This window comes from Exiguobacterium sp. HSB13 (assembly GCF_056764755.1).
Genome location: NZ_JBUZOM010000001.1, coordinates 86,213 through 112,744, shown reverse-complemented (window position 1 = coordinate 112,744; position 26,532 = coordinate 86,213). Strand labels below are relative to the sequence as shown.

The 26,532-nt window shown below is 46.1% G+C and carries 26 protein-coding genes; 5 read left to right on the top strand and 21 right to left on the bottom strand.

From position 1 onward, the window contains the following. Nucleotides 1-7: 7 nt before the first annotated feature. The 13 genes from ACZGCQ_RS00610 to ACZGCQ_RS00550 form a co-directional block, all read right to left on the bottom strand. Nucleotides 8-736: a class I SAM-dependent DNA methyltransferase gene (locus ACZGCQ_RS00610; protein WP_341086919.1), complete on the bottom strand. Its 729-nt coding sequence runs from the start codon at nt 734-736 to the stop codon at nt 8-10. After that, nucleotides 736-1,083, bottom strand: coding sequence for a ribosome silencing factor (gene rsfS / locus ACZGCQ_RS00605; protein ID WP_029340991.1), 348 nt, complete (start codon nt 1,081-1,083; stop codon nt 736-738). Before rsfS ends, ACZGCQ_RS00610 begins: the two co-directional genes overlap by 1 nt. Further along, entirely contained in the window at nt 1,080-1,655 is a 576-nt protein-coding gene (gene yqeK / locus ACZGCQ_RS00600; protein ID WP_023467426.1) for a bis(5'-nucleosyl)-tetraphosphatase (symmetrical) YqeK, read from the bottom strand. Before yqeK ends, rsfS begins: the two co-directional genes overlap by 4 nt. Next, complete coding sequence (nadD, locus tag ACZGCQ_RS00595) at nt 1,645-2,214, bottom strand: nicotinate-nucleotide adenylyltransferase (RefSeq protein WP_481265084.1); 570 nt, start codon at nt 2,212-2,214, stop codon at nt 1,645-1,647. Before nadD ends, yqeK begins: the two co-directional genes overlap by 11 nt. Continuing rightward, entirely contained in the window at nt 2,211-2,504 is a 294-nt protein-coding gene (yhbY, locus tag ACZGCQ_RS00590) for a ribosome assembly RNA-binding protein YhbY (protein WP_023467424.1), read from the bottom strand. The genes nadD and yhbY overlap by 4 nt, the downstream gene beginning before the upstream one ends. A 2-nt stretch (nt 2,505-2,506) precedes the next feature. Next, nucleotides 2,507-3,295 (bottom strand): shikimate dehydrogenase, encoded by a 789-nt coding sequence (gene aroE / locus ACZGCQ_RS00585; protein WP_481265083.1) that lies wholly within the window; start codon nt 3,293-3,295, stop codon nt 2,507-2,509. Further along, on the bottom strand, nt 3,295-4,404 hold the full coding sequence (gene yqeH / locus ACZGCQ_RS00580; RefSeq protein WP_023467421.1) for a ribosome biogenesis GTPase YqeH: 1,110 nt from the start codon (nt 4,402-4,404) through the stop codon (nt 3,295-3,297). The genes aroE and yqeH overlap by 1 nt, the downstream gene beginning before the upstream one ends. Before the next feature lie 143 nt (nt 4,405-4,547). Further along, the gene (locus tag ACZGCQ_RS00575) at nt 4,548-5,132 is read right to left on the bottom strand and encodes a YqeG family HAD IIIA-type phosphatase (protein ID WP_029340987.1); all 585 of its coding nucleotides are present in this window, start codon (nt 5,130-5,132) and stop codon (nt 4,548-4,550) included. Between the two features lie 136 nt (nt 5,133-5,268). Further along, the gene (locus ACZGCQ_RS00570) at nt 5,269-6,618 is read right to left on the bottom strand and encodes an ArsB/NhaD family transporter (RefSeq protein WP_051656221.1); all 1,350 of its coding nucleotides are present in this window, start codon (nt 6,616-6,618) and stop codon (nt 5,269-5,271) included. Nucleotides 6,619-6,668: 50 nt separating this feature from the next. Then, nucleotides 6,669-7,448, bottom strand: coding sequence for a phosphatidylserine decarboxylase (locus ACZGCQ_RS00565; protein WP_481265082.1), 780 nt, complete (start codon nt 7,446-7,448; stop codon nt 6,669-6,671). Further along, entirely contained in the window at nt 7,441-7,929 is a 489-nt protein-coding gene (locus tag ACZGCQ_RS00560; RefSeq protein WP_029340984.1) for a thioredoxin family protein, read from the bottom strand. Before ACZGCQ_RS00560 ends, ACZGCQ_RS00565 begins: the two co-directional genes overlap by 8 nt. 13 nt (nt 7,930-7,942) lie before the next feature. Further along, the gene (iadA, locus tag ACZGCQ_RS00555) at nt 7,943-9,076 is read right to left on the bottom strand and encodes a beta-aspartyl-peptidase (protein ID WP_481265081.1); all 1,134 of its coding nucleotides are present in this window, start codon (nt 9,074-9,076) and stop codon (nt 7,943-7,945) included. 63 nt (nt 9,077-9,139) lie between these two features. Continuing rightward, entirely contained in the window at nt 9,140-9,334 is a 195-nt protein-coding gene (locus tag ACZGCQ_RS00550; protein ID WP_023467415.1) for a YjzD family protein, read from the bottom strand. Nucleotides 9,335-9,532: 198 nt separating this feature from the next. Here ACZGCQ_RS00550 and ACZGCQ_RS00545 point away from each other — a divergent pair, with 198 nt between their 5' ends. Beyond that, entirely contained in the window at nt 9,533-10,342 is an 810-nt protein-coding gene (locus tag ACZGCQ_RS00545; RefSeq protein ID WP_069940359.1) for a Cof-type HAD-IIB family hydrolase, read from the top strand. Nucleotides 10,343-10,392: 50 nt separating this feature from the next. Here the strand turns inward: ACZGCQ_RS00545 and ACZGCQ_RS00540 are convergent, their stop codons facing one another. From ACZGCQ_RS00540 to ACZGCQ_RS00510, 7 genes are all read right to left on the bottom strand, one after another. After that, nucleotides 10,393-11,244 carry a YitT family protein gene (locus ACZGCQ_RS00540; protein ID WP_035398426.1) on the bottom strand — a complete coding sequence of 284 codons (852 nt, stop codon included), beginning with the start codon at nt 11,242-11,244 and terminating at the stop codon, nt 10,393-10,395. A gap of 183 nt (nt 11,245-11,427) precedes the next feature. Beyond that, complete coding sequence (locus ACZGCQ_RS00535; RefSeq protein ID WP_336798493.1) at nt 11,428-13,728, bottom strand: glycoside hydrolase family 65 protein; 2,301 nt, start codon at nt 13,726-13,728, stop codon at nt 11,428-11,430. A gap of 227 nt (nt 13,729-13,955) precedes the next feature. Beyond that, the gene (locus ACZGCQ_RS00530) at nt 13,956-14,987 is read right to left on the bottom strand and encodes a LacI family DNA-binding transcriptional regulator (RefSeq protein WP_047396486.1); all 1,032 of its coding nucleotides are present in this window, start codon (nt 14,985-14,987) and stop codon (nt 13,956-13,958) included. 34 nt (nt 14,988-15,021) lie between these two features. Continuing rightward, entirely contained in the window at nt 15,022-16,545 is a 1,524-nt protein-coding gene (locus ACZGCQ_RS00525) for an alpha-amylase family glycosyl hydrolase (protein ID WP_481265080.1), read from the bottom strand. A 22-nt stretch (nt 16,546-16,567) separates the two neighbouring features. Next, the gene (locus ACZGCQ_RS00520) at nt 16,568-17,401 is read right to left on the bottom strand and encodes a sugar ABC transporter permease (protein ID WP_035409327.1); all 834 of its coding nucleotides are present in this window, start codon (nt 17,399-17,401) and stop codon (nt 16,568-16,570) included. A gap of 1 nt (nt 17,402) precedes the next feature. After that, nucleotides 17,403-18,758 carry a sugar ABC transporter permease gene (locus tag ACZGCQ_RS00515; RefSeq protein WP_326188434.1) on the bottom strand — a complete coding sequence of 452 codons (1,356 nt, stop codon included), beginning with the start codon at nt 18,756-18,758 and terminating at the stop codon, nt 17,403-17,405. A gap of 126 nt (nt 18,759-18,884) precedes the next feature. Continuing rightward, nucleotides 18,885-20,141, bottom strand: coding sequence for an extracellular solute-binding protein (locus ACZGCQ_RS00510; protein WP_481266359.1), 1,257 nt, complete (start codon nt 20,139-20,141; stop codon nt 18,885-18,887). A gap of 455 nt (nt 20,142-20,596) precedes the next feature. Here ACZGCQ_RS00510 and ACZGCQ_RS00505 point away from each other — a divergent pair, with 455 nt between their 5' ends. Continuing rightward, complete coding sequence (locus ACZGCQ_RS00505) at nt 20,597-22,384, top strand: glycoside hydrolase family 13 protein (protein ID WP_481265079.1); 1,788 nt, start codon at nt 20,597-20,599, stop codon at nt 22,382-22,384. Nucleotides 22,385-22,524: 140 nt separating this feature from the next. Beyond that, nucleotides 22,525-23,676, top strand: a complete 1,152-nt coding sequence (locus tag ACZGCQ_RS00500) for a cation:proton antiporter (RefSeq protein ID WP_481265078.1) — start codon at nt 22,525-22,527, stop codon at nt 23,674-23,676. Nucleotides 23,677-23,734: 58 nt separating this feature from the next. Here the strand turns inward: ACZGCQ_RS00500 and ACZGCQ_RS00495 are convergent, their stop codons facing one another. After that, complete coding sequence (locus ACZGCQ_RS00495) at nt 23,735-24,508, bottom strand: enoyl-CoA hydratase/isomerase family protein (RefSeq protein WP_481265077.1); 774 nt, start codon at nt 24,506-24,508, stop codon at nt 23,735-23,737. A 193-nt stretch (nt 24,509-24,701) separates the two neighbouring features. On the opposite strand from ACZGCQ_RS00495, the gene ACZGCQ_RS00490 reads away from it, so the two are divergent. Together ACZGCQ_RS00490 and ACZGCQ_RS00485 are read left to right on the top strand one after the other, a co-directional pair. Further along, the gene (locus tag ACZGCQ_RS00490) at nt 24,702-26,084 is read left to right on the top strand and encodes an MATE family efflux transporter (RefSeq protein ID WP_481265076.1); all 1,383 of its coding nucleotides are present in this window, start codon (nt 24,702-24,704) and stop codon (nt 26,082-26,084) included. After that, the gene (locus tag ACZGCQ_RS00485) at nt 26,044-26,511 is read left to right on the top strand and encodes an aminoacyl-tRNA deacylase (RefSeq protein WP_481265075.1); all 468 of its coding nucleotides are present in this window, start codon (nt 26,044-26,046) and stop codon (nt 26,509-26,511) included. The genes ACZGCQ_RS00490 and ACZGCQ_RS00485 overlap by 41 nt, the downstream gene beginning before the upstream one ends. Nucleotides 26,512-26,532 lie beyond the last annotated feature (21 nt).

Here is a 26,532-nt window from a genome sequence, read left to right as displayed (position 1 = left end):
ATCACTTTTACATTTTTTCAGCAACGAAGAAAATCCGCTCGGCTGTCTCAGAAGGAGCATCCGGTCCAAAATCGCCTGTGACGGCAAGGACACGGAATCCCGCTTCGCGTAACCACGTCACGTATTGTGCCGGAGGATATGTCCGCTGATGATGCGTTTCATCGACACGCTCATAGCGACCGTCCTCTTCCTCGATGAAGAAAGTCAGTTCATGGACGACAGAAAGCGGTGTTTCACCAGGATCCGCGAACCAGATATACGAACTTTGCTCGGCATGTGTCGCGTATGTCTTTCCATTGAACAACGTTTCCATCTTGTAAGGAGAATGTGTATCGAATAAGAGACGTCCACCCTCTTTGAGGATTGCTGCTACATGTGTAAACGTCTGTTTGACATCCTCTTCCGTCCGGAGATAGTTCAAGGAGTCGCATAGTATTGTCACAGCATCGACAGGTGTCGGCAATTCGATTTCGCGCATGTCTTGCGCCCAGAATTGAATGCTTAATCCCTCTTCCATCGCCTTCTCTTGCGCGACTTCTAGCATCTCTTCCGATAAATCGATCCCGAGCATTTCATAGTGTGCCGCTAATGCAAGTGTCGCCGTACCCGTTCCACATCCGATATCAGCAATCGTACTTCCAGTCGGAACATATGCTTTGACCCAGTCGACCCATTGATCGTACGGGACGTCTTGCATCAATTCATCATAGATGTAGGCGAACTGTTCGTATGCCATTAGTTGACCTCGACTTCAACCTTTGGAGCATCTGCCCAGAGTTTTTCGAGGTTATAGTAATCACGATCGTCACGGTGGAAGACATGAACGACGACGTTTTCAAGATCCGCTAACACCCAACGTGCCGCATCGAATCCTTCGAGACGTTTGATCGGTAGGTTATGTTCGTGCGCGATTTCTTTGAGTTCACGTGCAATCGCCTGTACTTGTTTTTCTGAATTCCCTTCACAGATGACGAAATAATCGGCAACTGGTGAGATGCTCGACATATTCAGGACGACGATATCTTCAGCGCGTTTATCGTCGATGGCATTTACGATTAATTGTAATTCTTGTTCGACTGTCATAGGACGGTCCCCTTTCGTTTGGCCGCGACGAAGGCATTATAAGTCTCAATCGTTCGCGGAAAGATGATGGCTTGTTTCTTACATAAAAAATGAATCGTTTGACTGAGTGTAGCGATGACGGCGTCCGTCAAATCCTGCTCCGCTACTTCACGAAGCGCTTCAACACCTGGATAACTGCGATTCGGTTCAATCGCATCCGCGACGAAGATGATTTGATCAAGCAACGGCATACCGGGTGCCCCCGTCGTGTGATTTGCGATCGCTTGATAAATCACATCTGAATCAAGACCAAGTTCTCGACGGACAAGCTCCGCACCCACTGGCGCATGAAGCAGTTCGTCATCATAATCGAGTAAAACACGTTGATTCAACTCAACGGCAATCGAACGCATCTCATTCGTATCGCGGTATTTCGCATAATCATGGAGCATGGCAGCAAGTGTTGCTTCTTCTTCATCAACACCATATTTAAGAGCCAAGTGTCGCGCTGTCTCGACGACACCTAATGTATGCACATAGCGTCGTTCAGGCAACGTACGCTCAATGATTTGACGTGCTTCTTCAAGGCGCATATAGATCCCACTCCTCAATCCGTTGTCGAACGGCTTCCGGTACAAGGTAGCGAATGCTCCGTCCGCGCGCGACCCGTTGCCGGATATCCGTTGAAGAAATTTCTAGTAATGGCATATCGACTGCTTTCACATGAGCACCGCGTGGAATCAGATACCGACTGCCCGGTCGAGCGACGGCACCAAAGACGACTTCCTCGTATAACTGTTCGGCTTGATACCACGTATCGAGACTAACGAGTGAATCCGCTCCAATGAGAAACAGAAACTCATGCTCCGGGTACCGGTGCTTGAGTGCACGAATCGTATCATACGTATAGGAAGGCTCTTCGCGCTCAAACTCGATCGCTGAGACGGAGAAGGTCGGATTCAATGCAATCGCTTCTTCAATAAGACGTAGACGTTTGGTTGCTTCTGTGACAGTACGTTGTTTATGCGGTGGCACATTCGCCGGTAAAAACCAGACCGCATCGAGTTCGAGTTGTTCCTGCGCTTGTTCGGCAATCAGGAGATGACCGATATGCGGAGGATCGAACGTTCCGCCCATCAGTCCGATTTTCATCGTGGCAATTCGAGCGTCTTGTTCTCTTTTGATTCTTTATAAAGAACGATGACTTTTCCGATGACTTGAACGAGTTCAGCATTCGTTCCTGCGACGAGTTCTTGTGCGACATCCTTTGGTGCGTCCGCACAATTTTGCAATACTTGTACTTTCAAGAGTTCCCGTTTTTCAAGCGCATCCATCAAATCAGCGCACATCGCTTCGCCGACTCCATTTTTACCGACTTGGAAAATCGGGTTTAAATCGTGAGCTGTCGCGCGTAAAAAACGTTTTTGTTTACCTGTTAACATGATTAAAATTCCTCCAATTGCTTTCGTATCACCTGCTCGCCAAGTGCAAGGTCAGGTGCTTGTCCGGTGAAGCGTTCAAATGCTTCAGCCGCTTGTAAGACGAACATCGGGACGCCGTCAAGTGTGTCGAGACCTTTTTCAGTCGCTTCACGCAATAGACGGGTCGGCGTCGGTCGATAAATAATATCACAAATCAAGGCGTGCGTCTCTGTCAATTCGATTGGACGTGCCTCGATATGTGGCGCCATCCCGACAGAAGTCGTATTGATGATGACGTCGTAACTCGTTAAATCAAGTGTTTCTTGCCATGGTAGAACGTTTGCTCCAAATTCATCGGCAACTGCCTTAGAGCGTTCTTCTGTACGATTCGTGATTGTCACATCTCCGGGTAACGCAGCAATGATACCTCGCGCCGCACCGCCCGCACCAAGAACGAGCGTTTTTTGAAATGACGGACGACGTTCTGTCAACGCGCGGACGAATCCGATTCCATCTGTATTCGCACCAATCAACTGCCCATCCTGCCGGTACACCGTGTTCACGGCGCCTGCTTTTTGAGCTGCCGGCTCTAGCCGATCCAGATACGGAATGATTGCTGTTTTATGCGGAATCGTCACATTGATTCCGTCTAGCTGATGTGTGCGTAATTTCGTAATGATTTGCGGCAATTGCTGCTCCGTTACATCGATGAGGTCATAACAGCCGAAAAGCCCAGCCGCTTCCAGCCAAGCTGTATGCAGCTCAGGTGAAAGTGAATGGGCAATCGGATGACCGATGACGGCAAAGCGCATCAGACGAGCGCCTCACGTAAGGATACAGCGACACCTTTCGGGGCGTAAGCAGCGACACGTCCACCTTTTCCGTGAACCGCAACCCACCCGAGTCCACTGAAGACGATATCCGTCTTCATGTTGTCGCGGAGGCTGAATTCATGACGGACAAGCGGCGGTAGCATCTCACGCGTCTTTTCGTTTGGCGGAGACAACAGCTCACCGTTGTGGTTCGCATATAGATCGTCTGCCTTTTCAAGCTTCGTCCGGTGAACTTTCAATTCGTTCGACATGTAGATGACGAATGAACGCTTGTTCCCTTCCATATAGTCCAATCGCGCAAGACCTCCAAAGAAGAGCGTCTGTTGCGGATGGATTTGGAAGACTTGTGGCTTGATCTCTTTTTTCGGTGTGATCAGCTTCAAGTCTTTTGCATCCACATAGTGAGCCATTTGGTGGTGATTGATGATCCCTGGTGTATCATACAGGTTACAGTTATCATCGAGTGGAATATCGATCAAATCAAGTGTCGTACCTGGGAAGTGACTGACCGTGATGACGGCCTCATCTTCTTCACCGAAGCGTTTGATGACTTGGTTGATCAGCGTCGATTTCCCGACGTTCGTACAACCAACGACATAGACGTCGCGGCCTTTTCGATAATAATCGATTTTTTCAGCAAGTTCATCAACTCCGTGCCCTTTTTTCGCACTGATCAGATGAACGTCGACTGGACGTAATCCGAGTTCTTTCGATGCTTGACGCATCCAGTTCATGAGACGATTCGGGTTTAGTGACTTCGGTAATAAATCGGCTTTGTTCCCAACGAGTAAGACGTCGTTTTTACCGACGAACCGATGTAATCCCGGTAACCAGCTTCCATTAAAATCGAAGATATCAACGATTTTAACGACAAGTGCATCTTTTTGACCGATTCCGTCTAAGATTTTAACGAAATCATCGTCCGATAACGATACATCTTGAATTTGATTGTAGTGCTTTAACTTAAAGCAACGTTGGCAAATGACCATTTCACGATCAAGTGCAGATTTAGGTGCGTATCCTGGTGCTTTTGTGTCTTCCGTTTGAATGGCGACACCACAACCAGCGCAGTGGATTTCTTCGATCATATTATGTTGAGCCGCATGCGGGAACGATATCCCTTCTCTTTTCACCGTAGCGCCCTGCTCGCTACTCCAAGAGCGTAACTTCCGACCTCTCGCCGTACATGTTGCGACTGCTGCCTTCCCTTTCATCTACCGATCTGACAGGGTTATTGTTGCTTATCCTGACGAAGTGTTTCGATCGGATGTTCCAGCACAGAAGGATCTTCTTTGACACGTTGTGTCAATTTATAGATTCCTTTGCGTTTCATCCGGCGGAAAATGACACGTTCCATCAGGCGATTGAATTTCGTGACGACACCGTCCGTCTTAACGACGGGTTGAACATGGATGACTTCGATTCCAACGGAGTTTGCACCGAGTACATCCGTAAAGAGTTGATCTCCTAAGAAAACAACTTCCTTCGCGTGATAACCGAATTCCGTCAATGCCCGTTTAAACCCGATAGGAAGCGGTTTTCGAGCAGGCGCAATGTAGTGCAATCCGAGTGGATCCGCGAACTTCTTGACGCGATCTCCATTGTTGTTCGATACGATGATGACGTCGAAACCATATTGATTATTCACCATATCCAGCCAAGCAACCAATTCGTCTGGAGCATCTGCGATATTCCATGCGACGAGTGTATTATCAAGATCGGTCAAAATAGCTTTGACACCGTTTCGTTTGAGCATTTCAAGGTCGATATCGTAGATCGAAGCCACGAAATGTTTCGGATAAAGTCGTTTGAACAAGAATAAAACCTCCAGATAATGGTCTAGCTCTATAGTTAAGTTTAAGAAACAGTTATGCTCTTATCGTTCGATTATAGCACAATCAGGTAGTAAGAGCGACGCACAAAAGAAAACGGAAGGCGGACCTTCCGTTTTCTTAATAATACCGAATCCACAGATAGAGTTGGGATAGAATCAACGTTACGATCGTGATCGGTGCTCCGTAAATCAAAAAGCGCATATAGGTGAATTTTTCACCTTGTCGTGTTGCAAGACCCGCGACGATGACGTTCGCCGACGCACCAATCAATGTTCCGTTACCACCGAGACAGGCACCGAGTGCGAGGGACCACCATAACACGTCCACTTTCGCATCTGCTGGTGACAATCCGATCCCAGCAGCCACATCGTTGATGAGTGGAATCATCGTCGCGACGAACGGGATGTTATCGATCGTCGCACTGGCGATACCGGACAACCAAAGCACAGCAGTTGCTGTCGTCTTGATATCACCGCCTGTCAAATCAATCGTCTTTTCCGCAAGGTAGCGAATGATACCCGCCTCCTGAATCCCGCCGACGAGCACGAACAGTCCGGCGAAGAAAAAGATCGTCGTCCATTCGATGCGGGCAAAAATTCCTTCGAGCTGATGATCGTTTTCGATCGTCAGCAACATTAGGACCGTCGCTCCAAGGATCGCGATGGCCGGTGCTTCGAGATGGAGTCCGATTCGATCAAGCACCGGATGCAACACGAACAACGCAATCGTACTGACGAGGACGATACTGCTCCGTGTGACCAATTTGCGACTGACAATATAACTCTTCTCATCGATTTCCATCAATTTCTGTCGATCTTCCGCTTCGACATGCAGTTGTTTGCGGAAGATGAAGTACAGAATGCCAATCGTTACAACCGTGATGACGAGAATAATCGGTGCGAGATTCACTAAAAAGGCGTTAAACGTTAAGTGTGGATTCGCAGCACCAATCATGATGTTCGGTGGATCGCCGATCAAGGTCGCCGTCCCACCGATGTTTGCAAACAATACTTCTGCGAGCAAGAACGGAAACGGCGCAATCTTAAGTATCTTCGTAATCGAAAACGTAATTGGAACGATCAATAGAACCGTCGTGACGTTATCAAGAAAAGCAGATCCAAGTGCCGTCAATGCAGACAGTAAAATCAACACCTTGATCGGATCACCTTTCGTCGTCTTCGCCGCACGGATTGCGATGTATTCGAACAAGCCAGATTGGTTGGCAATCGTGACGAGAATCATCATGCCAATCAATAAGACGATCGTTCCCCACTCGATGTATTCAAATAATGCAGTCTCGAGATCCACGATGCCGATGATGACCATCGCGAGAGCTCCAAGCAAGGCGACGATCGCCCGACTTACTTTTTCACTGATGATGAAGCCATAGGTCACTAAAAAAATGATGAGTGCGATATACGTTTGGACCTGTGTACTTCCGATTTCTGCTAATGCCAGTGCCGGCATGATTCATTCCTCCTAAACGTAAGGAGACGCCCAAAACGGGCGTCTCGCTTTCATGAATGCCATTGTCCGAGGCGTTGCCCCATTAAAACTGGTCCGATTGCTTGACTGTCTAACGTCAATGCATCTTTCGGACAAATCAGGACGACCGTCGAACCGAATGAGAAGTATCCGAACTCATCCCCGCGACGAAGGCCCTTCGACTCGTTCGTCCGAACGATCGAGTTGACGTTGAGTGCACCGACCATGACATGTTCAAGAGCATGTTTCCCTTGGACGATGCGTGTCACACGACGGTAGTTCCGAGTCAATGGGCGAAGCGCATGTGTGAGACCAATCTCATTTACTGGTGCCGAATCGCGACCGAGCGTATAACTCGTCCGGACCGTTCCATCCATCGGTACATGAACACGATGGTAGTTTTGCGGACTTAAGTAAAAGATCATTACACGTCCACCGACATATTGCTGTGCTTCATGATGGGAACCGAGTAACTCGGATACCGTATACGATTGTCCTTTGACGGTAAAGCGGCTATCAGCCGTCAAATCGTCAACGACGGATAGCACACCGTCACACGGACTGACGAATGCGCCTTCTGCTTGATCGATCGGTCGCATTTCCGGTTTGACATGACGAACGAAGACGTCATGTAAACTCGAATACTCTTCAAGGCTCCGAGTCGCTTCTGTCATATTTAAATCGTATGCCTGAACGAACGGACGGATAAACGGACGACTGATACGGCTCATCGCAAAACGTTTCAGTTGTTTGGCAACAAGCGGGTGTCCATTTAATTCGAACACACGAGAGTAAAACCATTTTTTAATCATTGAGATCACCAGATGATTCTTCTTTTGAGTCCTCTACGTCTTTTCCAGCGAAGAACTCTTTATAGCTGTCTTCCGTTTGCTCACCTGCGACACGTCCAACTTCCTTACCGTCCTTAAAGTGAACGACAGTCGGTGTACCCTCGATACCAAACGTATCCCAAGCCGACTGTTCGACAGCAAGGTCGATCTGTTCGAATGGGATATCTTGTTTTTCACCAAGCGGGACGAGATATGGTTTTACTTTTTCACAGTGGGAACAACCCGTTTGATAGAAATACGTATAGAATTCATCACCGGATTTTACTTTATCTGCGACTTGTGTAGCCGTTAGATTGCCGTTCTTCGATGCAGAATCTTCTCGATCCGTGAAGACAAGAAGTAATCCTCCCACCAATACGATTAAGGCGATGACTCCCGCTGTAATCCAATTCGCCTTGGATTGCGGTTTTTTCGTATTTTTACGTTTTGTTTTCTTTGACACGTCTATCCCTCCGTCATTCTGGTATTAGCCATTTTTTCTGAACCATTATAGCATGACCATTCGCAAGAATCGTATCGATTTGCAAAGCGTCATCAATCAGTAACAGATCCGCTCGTTCTCCGACCGCTATTCGCCCGCCCGGTATACCATATGCATCCGCGACATGTCGCGTGATCGTCGTGATTGCCTGATCAAAAGCAACACCATGCGCCACTGCATCGCGCACGGCTTGTATCAGAGAAGAAGGCTTTCCTGTATCAATCCGAACTAGACGACCTGCATCATCAAATGCTGGAAGACTGGCACCAGCATCGCTCGACATCGTAATCTGTTCAGGTGGGATTCCTGCTGCTAAAGCACGGGCGACAGCCTGTCCTGCTGGAATTTCGCCTTCCGCAATGAAGCTTTCCGTCGTACACGTCGTGAAATCGATTCGTCCGCCCTGTTTCGCCCAGGCGAGTCCCGCTTCAAAAATACGTTCATTCCGGTTGATATGCGTCGGAAGGAATTGTCCGATGGGGATATCAGTCGTGTCAATCACTTCATGTAATAGATCGAGTCCTTGTTTCCCGTCTCCGATATGAACGTTCATCGTTCCCGACACGCCTTTGACCATGCCGGCAATTCGGGCTTCTGACGCTAATCGTGCGAGTTCATGGGCTGTCGGTTGTGTCGACCGATGATCGTTGATGGCAATTTCCCCGATACCGATCACTTCATTGATGAGGACGATATCATGTCCTGTCGATTGCGTCAGGAAGACCGGTGGAACCATATAACTTCCGCTTAATAGAAAGGGGCGGATACCAGATGCAGCATATCCTCGTATATGTGCCAGTAGATCGATTCCCGTTCGTGTCCAACCATCCGTTCCGAGTAATCCAACGACCGTCGTGACACCACCTTCGAATATGTCTCGAACGGTCAGCGATGCTGTTCTCGTCGCAAATCCGCCTTCTCCTCCCCCACCGATTGGATGTAAGTGTCCATCGATGAATCCAGGAACTAGCTGTTTGCCGCGACCATCGATCCGATGCGTAATCATTGCTTCATCTATGGTATAGGAACCGATTCCGATGATCTGATTTCCTGCTATGTAGATATTTTGCGGCATCTGTTGCCACAGAACCTGTTCGATGACGATCATCGATCATTCCTCCTTAAGACAAAAAGCGAGCCTATCGCCCATGTGACGACATCTCGCTTTTCCTTATTCTGCCTTAGTCCCTTGACCAAGACCTAAATCTTCATTGACGGCATCGAGTGCGAAGACGACAAGTGAAGTGACGACAGACATAGCTGTCGCGAATCCGAAGCTATACGTTACTGCATCAACTGCCGATACGATGAACACAGCTGTGTTCACGAGTAAGAATGACCAAAAGAATGTAACGAGAAAACGCATGATTTCCCCTCCGTTTCCATAACGTACTATAGAGTTATCCTACGATTTGTAGTATACCATTTTTTAAACCAAGCAACAGCTTTTCTCTAATTTTTTCAAGCGCTTTCTTTTCCTTGAAAAACTTAATCGTTTCATAAGAAGGACAATCGCTTCATATGCTACAGTAGAATTAACGAAAAGAAAGCGGAGGATTCCATCATGACCCGTCACTTAATCGCTGTCGATCTCGACGGCACTCTTTTAAAAGATGATAAGACAATCAGCGCTGCGAACATCAATGCGCTGCAACGCGCGCGTGCGAATGGTCACGAAGTCGTCATCGCAACCGGACGACCGTTTCGTCACGCCAGGAAATATTACGAACAGCTCGGTTTAACGACACCAATCGTTAACTTTAACGGTGGTCTCGTCCATCACCCACAAGACACCCACTTTGAAGTCCAGCATCATCCAATTCCATTAAAAACCGTTCAACATATTTTAGAGTCCGTCGCTGAGACGAAGACACAGAACATCGTCTGTGAAGTCACGGATCATGTCTATTTTCAATATGATCCGGTTGGCATCTACGAATTTTATACTGACCATGCCTTATCCGTCACGACCGGAGATTTACGAAAGGTGCTTATGCATGAACCAACCTCTCTTTTGATTCATGCCAAAGGAGAACACGTCGATGAGATCCGCTCCGAATTATCTGGTATTCATGCCGAGACGGTACTCAATCGTCAATGGGTGAAGCCTGAATTCATGGTCGAAGTGATGCGAAAAGGTACAAGTAAAGCGGTCGGTCTTGCCCATATCGCGCATCACCTTGGTATTGACTCTAAACAAATCATTGCTTTCGGTGATGAGGAAAACGATTTAGAGATGATCGAGTATGCTGGACACGGTGTAGCGATGGGAAATGCCATCCCCGCGCTGAAGCATCTGGCAAACGGCACGACGAAGCGAAATGAAGATGACGGGATCGCCTATTACTTGAGACACGTCCTCGGGCTCGCATGAAAACAGATAAAAGGCACTTGCTGCATGTTGCAGAGCAAGTGCCTTTTTCATTATCCTTTTCGGAAGTATCCGACGACCGAGTCCGTTGCGACGACGTTGATGAAGACCGTCTCGTCCGCTTCCCGGCAAATCCGTTCAATGTCCCGCAATTCGTGACGCTCGATGACCATCATCAACGTCGCTTTTTCAGCTCGTGAATACGTACCGATCGAAGGAATCTGCGTGATTCCTCGAATGATGTGCTGATGCAGAGCCGTCGTGATGTCATCCGCATGATTCGTGACGATGAATATCGTCAAGCGCTGGTTGCTTGTATGAATCTCATCGACGACCTTCGATGTCACGTAAATGAAGACAATCGTGTATAAGGCAGTCGACCATCCGAACAATGCCCCTGCCAATAAGGCGATCAAGAAATTCAAGACGAACAGATACAAGCCAACACTGCGATCGGAGAAACGGGCGAAGATGAGGGCAACGATATCGAAACCACCTGTCGAAGCACCGAACTTAATCGTGATACCGGTACCGATCGCAAGCAAGACCCCTCCAAACACTGCATTCAGTGTTTGATCACCTGGTATGACAGCATATTGAGGAATAAGACCAATGAAAATCGTCGTTGCCAAAACTGAAATCAAGGTGATGATTGTAAAGCTCCGACCTAACATGATCCATGCGAGCACGATCAGAGGTATGTTCAACGCCAAGAACCAGACGTTTTCACCAAACGCAAATGCTGTATTTTGAAGGACTTGCGTCAAGATTTGGGCAAGTCCTGTAAATCCAGTCGAATATACACCACTAGGAATCAAAAACCAGTTCATGGCAACGGCGATGACGAATCCCCCAATCGAAGCCACGATCACTTTTAACATACTTTCCTTTACTACTGCTGTCACACGCCGTTCTCCTCTCATTCATAACTATCTTGAAACACTTTAGCACATTCAAATGTCGCCGGATAGTCAAGATTTCCAAAGATTGATGTTCTTTTTCATGATGGCGTTTTCATTTGTGACAAAGGTGTCCTGATTCTTGTTACACAAAAAAGAACCGACTAAAAAATCGGTTCTTTTTTTCTCTTATACTGTCATCGAAGCAGGAACTGTAATCTGTCCGCTTGCTGGAACTTCCACAGTCGTTCCATGGACATTCAAGCTGAATGCTTCGCCTTCCGTTTGAGCGATTTCGACAGCATTCGGCTGTACATGGACATGGATATGATGACCGCGCCATTGCATCCGGAATGTATAACTCGTCCATCCTTTTGGCAACATCGGCTTAAAGGACAACGTATCATTTGCTACTCGTAATCCAGCAAACCCATGAACGATCGACATCCAAGATCCAACCATCGACGTGATATGCAATCCGTCTTCCGTGTCGTTGTTGTAGTTATCAAGATCAAGTCGAGCCGAACGTTGATACAATTCAACCGCTTTTTCCTCATACCCGACTTCTGCTGCAATGATTGAATAGATACATGGTGATAGTGACGATTCATGGACCGTACGTGGTTCATAGAAATCGAAGTTTGCTTTTTTCTCTTCTAGACTGAAGCGATCCGTCAAGAAGTAGAGACCTTGTAAGACATCTGCCTGTTTAATGAAAACAGAGCGCAGGATCCGGTCCCATGACCAATTCTGGTTCAGCGGGAGATGTTTCGGATCGAGTTCAGCGACCAAGATTTGTTCCTTATCCATGAAACCATCTTGTTGCATGAAGATCCCAGGTGCTGCTTCATCTTTCGGATAATACATCTTCGCGTCGATGTCAGCCCACTTCGCCAACTCCTCATCCGTCAATGCTAATTGATGCATGAGTTCTTGCAGACGTTCTGGCTCTTCTTGCGCTAAATGACGGTGAACGGTCTGTGTATATTCGAGACACCACGCCGCAATCAGATTCGTATACCAGTTGTTGTTGACGTTGTTCTCATATTCGTTTGGTCCCGTCACACCAAGAATCATGTAGACATCCTTATGCGGCACGTAATTGACGCGACTTGCCCAGTAACGAGCAATCTCGACTAACACTTCAAACCCGTATTGTCCAAGGTACGACGTGTCTCCCGTGTAGTTCGTGTAATTATAAATCGCATGTGCGATCGCACCATTCCGGTGAATTTCCTCATGCGTGATTTCCCACTCGTTGTGGCACTCTTCTCCGTTCATCGTTACCATCGGATAAAGCGCACCCTTCATGCCGACATTCTTATCCGCATTTTCTTTCGCTTGCGGCAATTGGTTGTGGCGATACTTGAGTAAATTCCAAGCAACTTCCGGTTTCGACGTCGCAAGGTAGAAGTTCAAGCAGTACGCTTCCGTATCCCAATACGTCGCACCACCATACTTCTCGCCCGTGAATCCTTTTGGTCCGATGTTCAGGCGTGAATCTTCACCTGTGTAAGTCTGGAACATATGGAAGATGTTGAATCGAATCCCTTGCTGTGCCTCGACATCACCTTCAATTTTCACATCCGCTTCTTCCCAGTGGTGCAACCAAGCGGCTTCATGTGTCGCAAGCAATGGTTCAAAGCCTGATTCGAATGCGACGTGAACACGTTTCATCGCTTGCTCCAGTAACGCATCGATTTCATGGTCGCGATTCGTTACGAGTGCGACGAATTTTTCGACTGTGACACCCTCACCTACTGCGGCTTGTTTCGTAAAACGATTCGCGACGTACTGCGTATTGCCATCGACGACTTCACATCGTGCGCCTTCGACATCCGTGATCATCGCTGCCGTCACATGCCAATCGAGCTTTTTCGTTTTTGATGTCACATAACCGAACCGTTCTTCAATTCCGTGTTCGACAGGAAGCCAGAACTTCTCATCATAGTTCGAGTCTTCATTTTCAACATCCGCATCGAGATACGATTCAATGACGATTTCTGCTTCGAAATTGACAGGTGTCACCGTATATTGCAAGGCAGCGATTTCTTTATCGACGATTGAGAAGAAGCGCTTGGATTCGACTTTTATCTCTTCTTCTCCATGCTTCAACAACATCGCCCGCGTCAATACACCATGTTGCATATCAAGTTCACGTTTGAAGTCAACGACTTCCCACGTATTCAAATCAACAGCTTTTCCGTTGACAGATACTTTCAAACCCATGATGTTGACAGCATTGAGTACTTTCGCGAAATACTCCGGATAACCGTTTTTCCACCAGCCGACACGTGTCTTATCGGGATAATAAACACCTGCGACATACATGCCTTGATGCGTGTCACCAGTATATTCTTCTTCAAATGTACCGCGCATTCCCATATGACCGTTTCCGATCGATGTCATCGATTCTGCTAGTCGATTATCTTCTGGATGAAAACCAAGCTCTGTAATTTTCCACTCATTGACCTCAAAAAGTCGTTTCATCGTCAAGTCGCTCCTTTTTATGCTACGCATGTCAGTCAATCTGAACATGTAAGCGTTTCATCTATACTCTACATTCTTTATTGTACACATAAAAGGCATCAATGCAATCGTTTGCACGAAAATAAATTTCTTTTTCTGCAACCGCTTCCTTTTACTAGAAATCGACATCCATTTGAATCAAAAAAAGTCTATTTTCAAACCAATCGGCTTAAAAATAGACTTCTGTTTCATGCTTCAGATTTTCCGCCACATGACTGACGGACAACGAGATAATGCGGAACGATGACGCGCTTCCCATAAGGTGTCGCATCTTCATTGATTTGTTCAATCAAACAATTCGTCGCTTCAAAACCAAGTCCAAAGATATTGATTTCAACAGAAGTCAACGGTGGGCTTGAGAATTCTGCGATGAACAAGTTATTGAAACTGACGACGGCCATTTGATCCGGCACACTGATACCCATCTCATTCAGTGTACTCATGACACCAAGTGCCATCATATCGTCACTAACAACGACGGCAGTCGGTGGATGTTCAAGTGACATCAGTCGTTTGACTGCCTCGGCACCACCCGTCGTCATAAATGGGGCGCTGACGATATAAGAATCGTGAATCGGAATTCCCTCTTCCATGAGAGCTGTCTTATAACCACCGACACGTTCTTGTGTCACAGCTAAATCCTGTGCCCCACCGACGAATGCAATACACTCATGCCCGAGTTGATGTAAATACTTCGTTACTTCGCGACCCGCTAAGTAATTATCCGTATCGACATACGTGACGTGTGATGAATCACTGAATGGTTTACCGACAACGACGAACGGAAACTTCGAGTCCTGCAGAAATTGAACGACTTTGTCATCCGTACGAGAATACAATACGACGACGCCATCGACGCGACGGCCCTGAACCATCGAGACGACACCTTCATATACCTCTTCTTCCGAAACACCTGTCGTCATATATAACGAATAGCCATTTTGATGCGCTTTTGTACTAATTCCTCGAATGACCTCCGAAAAGAACGGGTTTTGTAGCGTTTTTGTTGCAGCACTTGGCATGACAAGACCGATTGCTTGTGTCGTTCGATTCGCTAGACTGCGTGCATGAACGTTTGGATAATATCCGAGCTCATCCATCGCCTGTCGCACCCGTTCCTTCGTCTTTTGACTGATGCGTGAACTATTCGCAATAACGCGTGATACCGTCGAGGGTGCGACATTCGCTTCCCGTGCTACATCCTTGATTGTTACCTGCATCCCCTTCACCTCACATTTCCCCTAGTTAAGTATTTTATTTTGTTTGACGTTGCATGCGTTTACGGTGAACGAGAAGAAGTATGAGCGCTAAAATCGGAGCAATCGCACCAATTGCGACGATCGACCACCAGTTGACTTGTGACTTTTCGATGACATAGCTGTTCGCACTATTTGCATCAAGCGTGATCTCATAGGCGTCACCATCCTGACGCACCAAATCTGAGAATAAAAGTCCTCTTAGACGCTGGTCATCACCAATTTCTTTCGCAGACACGCGTAAGCTCGTCTTTTTTTCTCCAAGATTGATCGCGTAAACGACTTGTTGTTGTTTCGTCTCCCGGGAGTAGACTGCCATATGATCGGTCTTTGCGATCAAGCGTTGCTTCCCTGTTGCAAACGCTGGGTAGTCCTGACGCATCTCGTTCAACGTTTTTACGTACTGTTGCATCTTCTTGTTTTGATCAAATGTCATCATCATCCGGTTTCCGGGATCCTCACCACCTGGCATCGCCACCTCTGTTCCTTGGTAGACGATCGGCATCCCTGGTGCAGCATAGAGTGCGAACAATGCTAGTCGAAGTTGCCGCTCCTCTTCGTCTGCTCCACCAATCTTTGCTTCCGTGATGAAGCGTTTGACATCATGATTATCAATGAAGGTTGCAAGTCCCTTGGCATTCGGATTAAACGTAGTATCTCGATTATAAACTGAATCGAGCTCTTCCGCTGAACCATTTTTGCGAGCAAACTGATCCTTGACTCCATAATAAAACGGGAAGTTCGTCACGGAATCAAAACCTAATTTCGAATAGGACGCAATTTTTCGCGGATCTCCATCGAATACTTCAGCTAATAAGAATAAGTCTGGATGCTTTTCTTTGACTGCTGGGATGAACGTTTCCCAAAATGTGGCAGGTACATGGCGAACTGTATCGAGCCGGTATCCGTCTATACCCGTTTCATCGACCCAGTAGTTCGCGACATCAATTAAATAATCGACGACTTCCGGATTTTCTGTATTGAAGTCCGGTAAATCGAACAGCCAGTTATTCTCGACTTCCGACGGGTTATTCCAATTCATGATCGGTTGATTTTTATGAAACCACTCCGGTTTTTCTTTCACCATTGGATGATTTGGTCCTAAATGATTGACGACAAGATCAAGGACGACCTTGATATCCCGGTCATGCGCTTCCTTGACGAGACGTTTAAACTCTTCCTTTGTTCCGAAGTGCGGATCAATTTCGTAATAATCATCCGTCCAGTATCCATGATAACCATTCGGACGATTCTTAAAGATCGGCGTCAACCAAATCGAAGTGAAGCCCTTTTCCTTGATGTAATCGAGACGTTTCGTAACACCTTCTAAATCGCCGCCTTGGAACGCTTTTGGATTTTCAGGATCCGCCTCTCGGTCATTACTCGGATCGCCATTCTCAAACCGGTCCACCATGATGAAATACATTCGTTCTTTTTCCCAACCTGCTGCTTCACCCGTCATCGGTTGAAGCCCGATAGACAAGAGAAGCGGCAAGAGGAGAAGCATTATGCCTCGTCTCATGCCGCTGATTTCCCCCTTATGATTATCCTTTTGTTCCACCAGCCGTCAATCCAGACACGAAGAAGCGCTGGAATGCGAAGAAGAGAAGAACGATTGGAACTGCTGATAATACGGCACCTGCCGCAAATAACGTGAAGTTATTGTCGAACTGCTCCGACACCATGTTGTACAACCCGACCGCAAGTGTCTGTTTCTCAGGAGAACGCAGGACGAGCGATGCTAAAATGAAGTCGTTGAATGGTGCCATGAAGTTGAACAACGCGATGACGGCGACCATCGGTTTTGCGAGCGGTAAGATGATTTGCCAGAAGATTCGTAAGTGACCGGCACCATCCATCCGTGCCGCCTCATCAAGTTCTTTTGGAATCGTATCAAAATATCCTTTTGCAAGATACGTATTCATTGGAATCGCACCACCCGAATAGAGCAGGATGAGCGCCAGATGCGTATCAAACAATTCTAACATATTAAGCAAGACATAAATCGCAATAATGGCAACGAATTGCGGTACCATCTGCAACACGAGGAACAAGATGAGTGAATTTTTCCGACCGACGAAGCGATAGCGCGAAAAAATGTATCCTGTTAACGTGATTAGAGCGACTGAGACGACCATCGTGATGACGGCAATCTTAATTGTGTTTAGATACCACATGCCATAATCCGTTTTTGCTGGATCAAACAAATCAAAGTAGTGGATCAAGGTCGGATTACTTGGGAAGATATCCGATGTAATGCTTTTCCCAGGGTTGAGTGAAGTACCAACGACCCAAAGGAGTGGATAAACGATAATGATGGAGGCGATCGTCAAAATGAGATATGACAACGCCATGTTGATTCGGTTTTGTTTTCTCATATTAGATCATATCCTCATCTTTGAATGATTTTGAACGCTTGAACTGAATGACGGCAATCGTCATGATGAAGAACGACAACACAAGCGTGATCGCTGCTGCGAATCCATACTGCGGGTTCGAGCCAAGCGACAATTTGTAAATCCACGAAATCAAGATATCCGTTCCACCAGCCGATTGACCCGGTACTGCCGGTCCACCGTTGTTGAAGAGATAAATGATGTTGAAGTTATTAAAGTTAAACGTATACTGCGTGATTAAAATTGGTGCTGTTGCGAAAAGAATCATCGGCAACGTAATCAAGCGGAATTTCTCACCTGCTGTCGCTCCATCAATTGTCGCTGCCTCATAAAGATCTTCTGGTATCGACTGCAAGATCCCCGTCGTCAGTGTCATGATGTATGGGAAACCTAACCACCACTGAATCCCGATCAAGGCAAGCTTCGTATACGTCGGATCTGTCATCCAGTCGACACCGTCAGTAAGACCAATCGCTGGTAATAACGTCGTATTGAAAACACCGAATGTCTCATTGAACATCGAGCGGAAGATCAAGATCGTAATGAAGGCTGGTACTGCCCATGACAGGATCAAGATGGAACGGAAGAATCGTTTTCCTTTGAGTCCTTTTTGGTTCAGCAAGACTGCAAGTCCGATACCGATCGCGATGACACCCGTCGTCGAAGCGACGGTCCAGACAAGCGTCCAGCCGAGAACGCTGACGAATGTATCACGGAAAATATCGACCGTGAAGATATTCAAGAAGTTTTGGATACCGATCCAGTCGACTAACTTCGCTGGAGGCGAGTTGTTGAATTTGTAGTTCGTAAAGGCAATCAAGAAAGTAAAGATCAACGGTAAGACGACCGTGAACACCAGAAGTACTAATGAAGGAATCAACATCGCGTACGGGAACCCGTTATCGCGGAAGTTCCGTAGTTGCATCTTCAAAGATGGCACTTCAAGGTTCATGTCACGTAACTTACCGATTCGATACGCATCGATAAAGTTCCAGACGTAAATGGCGATACCAAAGACAAGTAAAATCAAGGCAATGATGCCCTCGACCATCAGAAAGATCGAGTGATCCCCTCTTACGCCTGGTACCTCACCGAGTGTAATCAAGCCCCAGATCGCTCCGCGATCGCCAGGACCATTTCCTGCTCCTTTGAAGAACAGTTCAAAGTTGACGAGAAAATATGATAGTACGACGACAAAAAATGTCGCGCCTTTAAGGAATTGTTTATTGTATAGTTGTCCCACTCCTGGAATGATCGACATCAGCGCCGCAATCGTGCGGTGGTTCGTCTTTTTTTCAGGCGTTGGATTCGTCGGGTGTGGTGTTGCAATCGCAGCCATCGTCCGTTCTCCTTTCCAAAGGTCATGTCTGACCTCAGGCTTCTCTTCCAACCATAAAGATGAGGGGGAATCCAAGACCCCCCTCTCTTTATCTCTTTTTCATGGATTCACGCGTTCCATTTACGCTTATTGATTGTTTGCTTCGATTTGTTGCTTGATTTGTTTGACAGCGTCATCAGCTGATTTTTGTGCATCTTGTTTGTTTGTTGCAACAAGCTGAAGTGCTGCTGCCATTGGTTCCCAAACTTGACCCATCTCAGCGATGTTTGGCATTGGCACACCGTTTTGTGATTGTGCGAAGACTGCTGCTGCGACTTCGTTATCCTTGATTGTTGCATCTTCTTGAAGAGCAGTGACTGGTGGGATCTCATTGTATTTTTCGAACATTGCTTTAGCGTTTTCTTCACCTGTGAGTGATGCCAAGAACTTCTCAGCCCACTCTGCATTTTCCGAGTATGCTGAAATCGCGTATGTTTTTACACCAACGAATGTTTTGATTGGCTCACCGTTTGGAAGTTTCGGAAGTGCTGAAGCTCCAAGATTGATGCCTTTTTCTTTATAGCTCGCAACTGCCCATGGACCGTTCATGACAGCAACAGCTTTTTTATCACCGAAGAGTTGATCAAGTGCTTGACCACCGCCACCACCGATGAGACCTTTCGGGAAGAGACCTTCTTTGTACCACTTGCCGATGTAATCCATACCTTCGACAGCACCTTCGTTGTTCAAGCCGATATCTGCTGGATCCAATTTGCCGCCGTTGTCTTTGAAGACATAACCACCGTATCCACCGATTGGACCGTGTGCGAAGTAGAAGTTATCCCAAAGCGCGAGGAATCCGTATTTCCCGTCTTTCTTTTGCTCTGTTGAGATCTTGTACAGATCATCCATTGAAGCTGGTGCTTCTTTTAATTCATCTTTATTGAAAAGGAGGATTGGTGTTTCAACTGCTTTCGGATATCCGTAGACTTTACCATCAAACGTTACTGCCGATTTCGCTGTATCGATGAATGGCTCAAGTGCTTTTTCGCCATCCTTGAGTTCCGCGATCAAACCTTGGTCAACGACTGTACCGATTTGGTCGTGTGGAAGAAGCATGATGTCCGGTCCTTTACCTGCTGGTCCGTCAAGTGCTACTTTCTTCTGTTGATCTGTCATCTTGACTTCTTTAACTTCAACTTTGACGCCTTCTTTTTCTTCGAACGCTTTAGCTGCAGCTTTAGTTGTTTCAGCTTTTTCAGTGTCTTCCCAGATGACGATCTTGCTTGGTTTTTTACTGCCTGAATCTGAAGATGATGATTCAGAATCCGATCCACCGCCACATGCTGCAAGAGCACCGATTGCCATGACAGATACAGAAAGACCTGCTACGAATTTTTTCATTTCCATGATTGAAATTTCCTCCCCAAGTTAACTTATGAATGATAAGTTTTAATGCACAACGTTTGCATAAAGGCACAACCATTTTCTCATGATAACAACCGAGTGGTTGTAAGCGTTTTATGAAAACGTTTGCATCACCTTTACATTTTTATTATACAATCTAAAATCCTTTTGACAAGTCCTTTTATTCAATTATTTTCTTACATTTCAAAAACTTTTTATTTCTATTTTCATTATTTGAATCAAATACCAGGTCAGAGAAGCAGTAAAAAAGAAAACGTTTTCATTTTTATATTTTGCACAAGATGATGCAAACGATTGCATTAGACTCTCGACTTTTATCAGGAATCCTTGATTTCACGGGATTGCAATTGACTTTAAGAAAGCGCTTTACTATTCTTAGGTCGAAGACATAATCAATACGATGCAAGCGATTGCGTTAAGGAGTGACTGCCATGTTCAAAGAAGCTGTGTTCCACCGTGCGATGTCTCCATTCGTCTATAAGTACGATGAGCGAACAATCCACATCCGTTTACAAACAAAAAAAAATGACATTGATCGCGTCGATCTGATTTGGGGCGACCCATACGATTGGCATACTGAAAACCCAGATGCTGCCGATTGGAACTTCGATCCCTCAAAATCAAACTACTGGAATACATTTGAAACACCGATGAAGCGAAGTGGATCAGATGAGTTATACGATTACTGGTTCATCGATGTTGTTCCTCCCTTCCGTCGTCTACGATATGGTTTCCGTCTCCATGACGGTGCAACAAGTCATGTATTCACGGAACGTGGCTGGTTCGATGAAAAACCGCTCGATGATACAGGCTACTATTTCTGTGTTCCTTTCCTTAATGCAGTCGATGTATTCACTGCACCAGATTGGGTCCAGGATACGGTTTGGTATCAAATCTTCCCAGATCGCTTTGCAAATGGCGATGCGACGAATGATCCAGCTGGTACACTTCCATGGAATAGTACAGCACCGACGACGACGAATCTTTTCGGTGGAGATTTCCAAGGGGTCATCGACCATATCGATTATCTCGTTGAACTTGGTATCACTGGCATTTACTTCTGCCCCATCTTCTTGGCGAAATCGAATCATAAATATGACACAATCGATTACTTAGAAATTGATCCACAGTTCGGTACGAAAGAGAAATTCAAGGAAATGGTCGATCTGTTACACGCACACGGCATTCGCATCATGTTAGATGCCGTTTTCAATCATGCCGGCTTCCACCATAAAGCATTCGCTGACATTCGTGAACATGGTAGCCACTCCACCTATAAAGAATGGTTCCACCTGCGTGATTTCCCGCTCGTGACAGAACCGTTGCCGAACTACGATACGTTTGCTTTCGTACCTGAGATGCCGAAATTCAATACCGAGAATGATGAAGTAAAGTCTTACTTGCTCCACGTCGCTCGTTACTGGGTCGAAGAATTCGGAATCGATGGCTGGCGACTCGACGTCGCCAACGAAGTCGATCACGCATTTTGGCGTGATTTCCGTCAAGTCGTCAAGGAGGTCAACCCTGACACGTATATCCTTGGTGAAATTTGGCATGACTCACAGGAATGGTTGCTCGGTGACCAGTTTGACGCCGTCATGAACTATCCATTTACGAATGCCGCCTTGAACTTCTTTGCCTTAGATAAGACTAAAGCAACTTCGTATGCGAACGATATGTCGCATGTATTGTTCTCAAACACGATGAATGTCAATGAAGTAACCTTTAATTTGATCGGTTCTCACGATACACCGCGTGCATTGACGCGTGCAGGGAATAATAAGAGTAAGTTACGTCTCTTGTTACTTTCGATGCTGACGTTCTCGGGCAGTCCTGTCATTTATTATGGAGATGAAATCGGTCTTGATGGGGATCAAGATCCAGGCTGCCGGAAATGTATGCCGTGGGATCCAGAGGAGCAGGATCAGGAGTTATTCGCCTATACGCGACACTTGTTGCAGCTTCGAAAGCAACATAAGACACTTGCGAACAAAGGACATATCTCTTTCGTTCACGCGAATGATGAGACAAATACGATCATCATGCGTCGCATGAGTCCGGAAGGATTGTATTATATCTATTTCAACAACTCAGATGTTTCTGTTTCGTTGACCGCTCCACAAGCTGGTCGGGGGCTTGATTTATTGACGAACACGCACCAGCAGACGCTTGATGTCTCTCTCCCTGCGTATTCAGGAACGATCGTTCAAGTCTTATAACCATCTAAAAGCCTGTACACTTACCTTCTATAAAGAAGTTTTGTGTCCAGGCTTTTTTCTGTATCCGTTCTCCAGGATAGAAACGAGTTAATGAATGCTTGCGAATTAGGGTATAGGATACAGAAAGGAGGACATCCTCCATGGAAATTTTCTTTTACGCCGGTCTCATCCTCATCGGCTTGTTTACGATCAGTTACTTAAGCGAACGATTTCACGTCCCGAGTATTCTGGCCTTCATCTTGATCGGAATCGTCCTTGGCTTCTATTACGACCCTCCCGAAGAGCTGAAACTCGGAGGAGAAGCGGGCATCATCGTCTTATTCTTTTTACTCGGTCTAAAATTTTCAGTGGCGGACTTGCTGATTCAGCTCCGTTCCATTTGGAAAGCAGGAGTCATCGATATTCTACTTTCGTTTGGTGGAACAATCCTGTTGACCCTATCGTTTGGCTTTTCAGTCGCCGAATCGTTTTTGATCGGCTGTGTCTTGTATGCGACGAGTTCTTCGATTTCTGCTCGGCTGCTCGACCGTGAACCAGATAAACACCAAGACGTGAATCGCTTCGTGCTGTCCTTACTCGTCTTCGAAGATTTGATGGCACCAATCCTACTGACGACGGCACCGTTCGTTTTAGGGACTGAGACGTTCTCGGTTGCCAAAATCAGCATCATCTTTCTCGGGTTCGCCTTCTTCTTCATTGCTCTGATGATCATGACGTTGTTTATCCGAAGACGTGGTCGGTTAGTCGACTCCCTCTATCGACATCCCGATGCTGGGATCGGGATCATCGGCTTGATTTTATTGTTTTCTGGAATTGGAATCTTATTTGGTCTATCAGAAGTACTCGGTGCCTTCATCATCGGTATTCTGTTAACCGAACTGGATGAGACGCGTTATCTTAGACGGCTAGTCACTCCGTTCCAAGACTTATTATTACCCTTGTTCTTTATCACGTTTGGAATGTCATTCGAGTTGACTGAGGGATTACCGATTGATCTATTTTTCTTCGCTCTTGTCATTTGGGGAGTCGTCTCTAAATTCTTAGTCGGTTACCTCGGCGGAAGGTCCTTTGGTTTATCGAATTATCATGCGATCGAATCTGGCTTTTGTCTAGGTCCACGTGGTGAATTTTCGATACTTTTCATCACGCTCGCTAGTGGTGCATTCGTGACGTTGACCGGGATATACATTTTTGTTTCTGCTTTTCTTGGAATTCTATTATTCCGCATCTCTACAGGATTGACGAACCGTACACATGCGACCGCACGAAAAATCAAAAAGAAATTGAATTAAAAAAGACGTCGGCGCATCGTGCGTTTCCGACGTCTTTCTTCTATATATGTTCTTCGATTCATCGTCCGACAAAAACAGGGCGTTTTTTTTCGATGAAGGATTCAACAGCATGACGATGATCTTCCGTTTTTCCAGCACGTGACTGATAGATGATTTCTTGAGCAAGCATTTCCTCCAAGTTATTTTCATAACTCGCTGCTTGCAGCTGCTTGATGTACCCGATCACTTTTGTCGGACGATCTGCCAGCTGACGAGCAAACGCTGTGACCTCTTCTACAAATTGCTCTGATTCGATACTTCGTGTCGCAAGATTGAGCGAAACGGCTTCGTCTGCTGAAATCGTGTCACCGAGTAACGCAAGCTCTGTTGCTTTTGCCGCACCGATTAGCCGAGGTAAGAAATACGGCGCTCCTGCATCCGGGACAAGACCGATATTGATGAATCCAAGCGACAATTTCGCTTCAGCGTGGACGAGCCGGAAATCGCAGGCAAGCGTCAATGATAAACCGGCACCTGCCGCTACACCATTGATGGCAGCAATCGTCGGTTTTTTTGATTTAGCGAGTGCCCGAACGACAGGATGATAATACTGTTGTAGATATTCACCATGATCGAGCTCAGGTGAGACGGTTTTCAAATCTTGTCCTGCACAAAAACCACGTCCTTCACCAGTCAAGACGATGACACGTACTTCCTCATCCTGATTCGCTTCTTCTAGAGCGTCTGCCAACTCTTCTAATAAATTCGACGTTAATGCATTCAGTTGTTTGGGTCGAGCCAGCGTTAGCGTTGCGATTTGATCCTTGACGACATAATGCATTTCTCGTTTCATCGGATTCCCCTACCTTTTAAAAATGAATGATTGTTCATTATGATGTATTCGTGATATTTTATGAAAATCCTTTTAAATCTCTTTTTTTTCGATGAAAGACAAAAAACCCTCTTTCATTATGAAAATCGAAGGCGTATAGTTTCAAAAAGATAAAGAAACACTATTCGTTTTATGAAACAAAGGGGATTTATTTATGAAAACAATCAAGCAACCAAGCTTATTCCACATTACGTGGCCATTATTCATCGAGATTGCATTGCATATGAGCCTCGGGATCATTGCAACGTTGATTTTAAGTTATTACTCGGATAGCGCTGCTGCGGCAGTCGGTGTATCCAATCAAATTTTGAATATCTTCATTATTCTCTTTAACATCACCTCGGTCGGTGCAACGATCATCATTGGTCAGTACCTCGGTGCAAGAAAGACGCAAAACGCTCGTCAAACGGCTCGTTCTGCTTTTGCGATTAACTTGTATACCGGTCTCATCGTTTCTCTGACCGTCGTGTTGTTCGGAAGACAACTCCTTGGATTTTTCTCGTTAGAAGGAGAGACGCTCGTCTATGGCGAAACGTTCATTAAGATCGTTGGTCTATTCCTTTTCTTAGAAGCTATCTCATTGACACTGGGTGCGATTCTCCGGAGTCATGGATTCACTAAAAATGCTATGTATGTCACGCTACTCATGAATTTCGTTAGTGCTTTTGGTAACGTCATCGCTGTTCTTGGACTCTTCGGCATTCCCGTTCTCGGTGTTGCTGGTGTCGCTTGGTCGATCGTCATCGCCCGGACAATCGCTGTCCTTGTCTTGTTCTTTGTCGTTTACCGCAAACTTTCTTTACGTTTTACAGTAAAAGACTTGATTCATTTCAATCGTGAGGATGTGAAACGAATCATGAACATCGGAATCCCATCTGCTGGTGAAGGGATCTCGTATCAATTCTCACAACTCATCATCACAGGATTCATCGCAACAATTGGTGAAGCAGCGTTGTCTGCTCGTGTTTATGTATCAAACATCACAATGCTTTGTTTCCTATTTACGCTTGCGATCGCGCAAGGAACGCAATTACTCGTCGCACGCCAAGTTGGTGCTCAACAATTTGAACAAGCATATGGACGTGCTGTGAAAACATTGAAGATCGCTGTTTTCGCAAGCTTCATCTCAGCTGTTGCACTTGCTTCATTCGGCTCATCGATTCTATCAGTATTCACATCAAGTCCTGAAATCATTGCAATCGGTATCCCACTACTCTGGGCAAGCGTCATTCTTGAACCAGGTCGCGCGATGAACATTGTGCTTATGGGAACTCTTAAATCGGCAGGAGATGTTCGTTTCCCTGTCGCCATCGGTATTATATCGATGTGGGGAATCGCGGTCGTCCTCAGTTATACACTTGGTCTTGGTTTCGGTCTCGGTTTACTTGGAATCTGGATTGCCTTCTCTGCTGACGAATGGTTCCGTGGCATTTTCGCCATGAAACGTTGGCACGGACGGAAATGGGTCCAATACTCACTCGTCAAAGGAGAAACACATGAGCAAAACGAACGTCGAGAGGCTTCTGAAGCAGTCTAAGATTGACTTCGAATCCCTCACTTATCCTGTTGATTTTGATGATTTATCTGCTGAAGCCGTCGCTAGAAAGATTAATTACCCCCTTTCGACCATTTTTAAAACCCTTGTTTTGAAAATGGTCGAAAATAAATATGTCTTCGTCGTCATTTCAGGGGAAGAAGAACTCTCTCTAAAGGCAGCGGCTAAAGCATTGCATTCGAAAAAAGTCGCGCTTGTTCCGATGAAGGAGTTAGAAGGTCTGACTGGCTATATTCGAGGTGGTGTCTCTGCCATCGGTGCTAAGAAGAATTTTCCGGTTCTTTTATCGGATCGTGCTATCCATGAACCATTCATCATCATATCCGCTGGAAAACGTGGACATCAAGTTCGATTGAATCCTCACGATTTTTTATCTTTCACTCAGGGGATTCTCTTTACGAACGGCTGAATTCCATCTCCTAATTATGGT

Bases quoted from the DNA above. Each gene is read 5' to 3' on its own strand.
- ACZGCQ_RS00610 (WP_341086919.1), bottom strand. From the start codon at position 736: ATGGCATACGAACAGTTCGCCTACATCTATGATGAATTGATGCAAGAC.
- rsfS (WP_029340991.1), bottom strand. From the start codon at position 1,083: ATGACAGTCGAACAAGAATTACAATTAATCGTAAATGCCATCGACGAT.
- yqeK (WP_023467426.1), bottom strand. From the start codon at position 1,655: ATGCGCCTTGAAGAAGCACGTCAAATCATTGAGCGTACGTTGCCTGAA.
- nadD (WP_481265084.1), bottom strand. From the start codon at position 2,214: ATGAAAATCGGACTGATGGGCGGAACGTTCGATCCTCCGCATATCGGT.
- yhbY (WP_023467424.1), bottom strand. From the start codon at position 2,504: ATGTTAACAGGTAAACAAAAACGTTTTTTACGCGCGACAGCTCACGAT.
- aroE (WP_481265083.1), bottom strand. From the start codon at position 3,295: ATGCGCTTTGCCGTCATCGGTCATCCGATTGCCCATTCACTTTCACCT.
- yqeH (WP_023467421.1), bottom strand. From the start codon at position 4,404: ATGATCGAAGAAATCCACTGCGCTGGTTGTGGTGTCGCCATTCAAACG.
- ACZGCQ_RS00570 (WP_051656221.1), bottom strand. From the start codon at position 6,618: ATGCCGGCACTGGCATTAGCAGAAATCGGAAGTACACAGGTCCAAACG.
- ACZGCQ_RS00565 (WP_481265082.1), bottom strand. From the start codon at position 7,448: ATGATTAAAAAATGGTTTTACTCTCGTGTGTTCGAATTAAATGGACAC.
- iadA (WP_481265081.1), bottom strand. From the start codon at position 9,076: ATGATCGTCATCGAACAGGTTCTGTGGCAACAGATGCCGCAAAATATC.
- ACZGCQ_RS00550 (WP_023467415.1), bottom strand. From the start codon at position 9,334: ATGCGTTTTCTCGTTACATTCTTTTGGTCATTCTTACTCGTGAACACA.
- ACZGCQ_RS00545 (WP_069940359.1), top strand. From the start codon at position 9,533: ATGACCCGTCACTTAATCGCTGTCGATCTCGACGGCACTCTTTTAAAA.
- ACZGCQ_RS00535 (WP_336798493.1), bottom strand. From the start codon at position 13,728: ATGAAACGACTTTTTGAGGTCAATGAGTGGAAAATTACAGAGCTTGGT.
- ACZGCQ_RS00530 (WP_047396486.1), bottom strand. From the start codon at position 14,987: ATGCAGGTAACAATCAAGGATGTAGCACGGGAAGCGAATGTCGCACCC.
- ACZGCQ_RS00525 (WP_481265080.1), bottom strand. From the start codon at position 16,545: ATGAGACGAGGCATAATGCTTCTCCTCTTGCCGCTTCTCTTGTCTATC.
- ACZGCQ_RS00520 (WP_035409327.1), bottom strand. From the start codon at position 17,401: ATGAGAAAACAAAACCGAATCAACATGGCGTTGTCATATCTCATTTTG.
- ACZGCQ_RS00515 (WP_326188434.1), bottom strand. From the start codon at position 18,758: ATGGCTGCGATTGCAACACCACACCCGACGAATCCAACGCCTGAAAAA.
- ACZGCQ_RS00510 (WP_481266359.1), bottom strand. From the start codon at position 20,141: ATGAAAAAATTCGTAGCAGGTCTTTCTGTATCTGTCATGGCAATCGGT.
- ACZGCQ_RS00505 (WP_481265079.1), top strand. From the start codon at position 20,597: ATGTTCAAAGAAGCTGTGTTCCACCGTGCGATGTCTCCATTCGTCTAT.
- ACZGCQ_RS00500 (WP_481265078.1), top strand. From the start codon at position 22,525: ATGGAAATTTTCTTTTACGCCGGTCTCATCCTCATCGGCTTGTTTACG.
- ACZGCQ_RS00495 (WP_481265077.1), bottom strand. From the start codon at position 24,508: ATGAAACGAGAAATGCATTATGTCGTCAAGGATCAAATCGCAACGCTA.
- ACZGCQ_RS00490 (WP_481265076.1), top strand. From the start codon at position 24,702: ATGAAAACAATCAAGCAACCAAGCTTATTCCACATTACGTGGCCATTA.
- ACZGCQ_RS00485 (WP_481265075.1), top strand. From the start codon at position 26,044: ATGAGCAAAACGAACGTCGAGAGGCTTCTGAAGCAGTCTAAGATTGAC.